Genomic DNA, 2828 nt, shown 5'->3' with positions numbered 1-2828 from the left:
TTTGCACCTTGAAAATTGCACAGTGGGAAGAATATTTCGCCGAGGGAAGATAGATCAAGTTAGGAAGGGCGCACGGTGGATGCCTTGGCGTCAGCGGCCGAAGAAGGGCGCAGCGAGTGGCGATACGCCTCGGGGAGCCACAAGCAGGCTTTGATCCGGGGATACCCGAATGGGGGAACCCACCGCGAGTAATGTTGCGGTATCCTCATCTGAATCCATAGGGTGAGGAGGGGAACTGCGGGAACTGAAACATCTTAGTACCGCAAGGAAGAGAAAGAAACATCGATTCCCTTAGTAGCGGCGAGCGAAGGGGGAAGAGCCTAAACCGCATGCATGTGATAGTCTGCAGGCGTTGTGCATGTGGGGTTGAAGGGGTCAATAGCGGCAGCTGCAGCTGTTGCGGGTTCGAATCTGTTCTAGCTGAAGCGGCATGGAAAGGCCCACCATAGATGGTGATAGTCCAGTAAGCGAAAGGGCAGATAGAGCCATTGACTACCTGAGTACCACGGGACACGAGGAATCCCGTGGGAAGCTAGGAGGACCACCTCCTAAGGCTAAATACCAGCTGACGACCGATAGTGAACTAGTACCGTGAGGGAAAGGTGAAAAGAACCGCGGGAGCGGAGTGAAATAGAACCTGAAACCGTGTAGCCTACAAACAGTAGGAGGGTGATGACCGGGGGAACCCGGGAGCGCCTGACTGCGTACTTTTTGTAGAACGGACCGGCGAGTTACAGTATGTGGCGAGGTTAAGCAGGAGATGCGGAGCCGCAGCGAAAGCGAGTCTTAAGAGGGCGGAAGTCGCATGCTGTAGACCCGAAACCGGGTGATCTATCCATGGCCAGGGTGAAGCGGAGTTAAAACTCCGTGGAGGCCCGAACCACGTTGTCGTTGAAAAGGCATGGGATGAGCTGTGGATAGGGGTGAAATGCCAATCGAACTCGGAGATAGCTGGTTCTCCCCGAAATAGCTTTAGGGCTAGCCTTGGGTAAGAGAGTTATGGAGGTAGAGCACTGATCGGGCTAGGGGCCCAAAAAGGTTACCGAACCCTTTCAAACTCCGAATTCCATAAGTTGTTGCCCAGGAGTCAGACTGTGGGGGCTAAGCTTCATAGTCGAGAGGGAAACAGCCCAGATCGTCTGCTAAGGTCCCAAAGTATGAGCTAAGTGGGAAAGGATGTAGGATTGCACAGACAGCCAGGATGTTGGCTTAGAAGCAGCCATTCATTTAAAGAGTGCGTAATAGCTCACTGGTCGAGTGATTCTGCGCCGAAAATGTAACGGGGCTGAAGCTCATCACCGAAGCAGCGGAATACCGGAAGGTATTGGTAGGGGAGCGTTGTGCCGGAGTAGAAGCAGGACGGGAACGACCTGTGGATCCGACACAAGTGAGAATGCCGGTATAAGTAGCGAAAAGAGGGGTGAGAATCCCCTTCGCCGAAAGCCTAAGGTTTCCTGAGGAAGGGTCGTCCTCTCAGGGTTAGTCGGGGCCTAAGCCGAGGCTGGATAGCGTAGGCGATGGACAACCGGTTAATATTCCGGTACCACCGAGAGCCGGCCATGGTGAATATGTCTGGAATGGAGGGGCGCAAGTTCCGAAAGGAAGGGCATATGAGCCAAGCAATGGGGTGACGCAGGAGGGTAGGCCATCAGGCTGATGGAATAGCCTGTCCAAGCGAGTAGGGGGTGCGGCAGGGAAATCCGCTGCACAAGATCCTGAGGCGCGATGGGGAGCGAAATTATAGTAGCGGAACTGGTTGAACCCATACTGCCTAGAAAAGCCTCTAGCGAGGAAGTAGGTGCCCGTACCGCAAACCGACACAGGTAGGCGGGGAGAGAATCCTAAGGCGCGCGAGAGAACCCCTGTTAAGGAACTCGGCAAAATGATCCCGTAACTTCGGGAGAAGGGATGCCTCAGTAGGGTGATAGTGAGAGCTAAAGCCCGAGGAGGTCGCAGAGAAACGGCCCAAGCGACTGTTTATCAAAAACACAGGTCTCTGCTAAGTCGAAAGACGAAGTATAGGGGCTGACGCCTGCCCAGTGCCGGAAGGTTAAGGGGAGGGGTTAGGGGAACCGAAGCTCCGAACCAAAGCCCCGGTGAACGGCGGCCGTAACTATAACGGTCCTAAGGTAGCGAAATTCCTTGTCGGGTAAGTTCCGACCCGCACGAATGGCGTAACGACTTGGGCGCTGTCTCGATGGGGGGCTCGGCGAAATTGTAAGTACCTGTGAAGATGCAGGTTACCCACGACTAGACGGAAAGACCCCGTGGAGCTTTACTGTAGCTTGAGATTGGATTTTGGCATGTTATGTACAGGATAGGTGGGAGGCGTAGAAGGAGGGGCGCTAGCTCTTCTGGAGCCGGCCTTGGGATACCACCCTTAATGTGCTGGAGTTCTAACCCTGAGCAGTGATCCTGCCAGGGGACATTCTCAGGTGGGCAGTTTGACTGGGGCGGTCGCCTCCTAAAGGGTAACGGAGGCGCCCAAAGGTTCCCTCAGCGCGGTTAGAAATCGCGCGTTGAGTGTAAAGGCAGAAGGGAGCTTGACTGCGAGAGACACAGCTCGAGCAGGGTGGAAACACGGGCTTAGTGATCCGGTGGCGCTGAGTGGGCTGGCCATCGCTCAACGGATAAAAGCTACCCCGGGGATAACAGGCTGATCTCCCCCAAGAGTCCACATCGACGGGGAGGTTTGGCACCTCGATGTCGGCTCATCGCATCCTGGGGCTGAATTAGGTCCCAAGGGTTGGGCTGTTCGCCCATTAAAGCGGTACGTGAGCTGGGTTCAGAACGTCGTGAGACAGTTCGGTCCCTATCTGTCGTGGGCG

At 55.2% G+C, this 2828-nt stretch carries 1 rRNA gene; it reads left to right on the top strand.

The features are described from left to right. Positions 1-52 precede the first annotated feature (52 nt). Positions 53-2828, top strand: a 23S ribosomal RNA gene (locus HPY90_RS16400); the annotation flags it as partial.

Origin of the sequence: Syntrophothermus sp. (assembly GCF_013314835.1) — a bacterium.
In the GTDB taxonomy this organism is placed as follows: Bacteria; Bacillota; Syntrophomonadia; order Syntrophomonadales; family Syntrophothermaceae; genus Syntrophothermus; species Syntrophothermus lipocalidus.
This window is presented reverse-complemented; position numbering and strand designations above follow the sequence as displayed.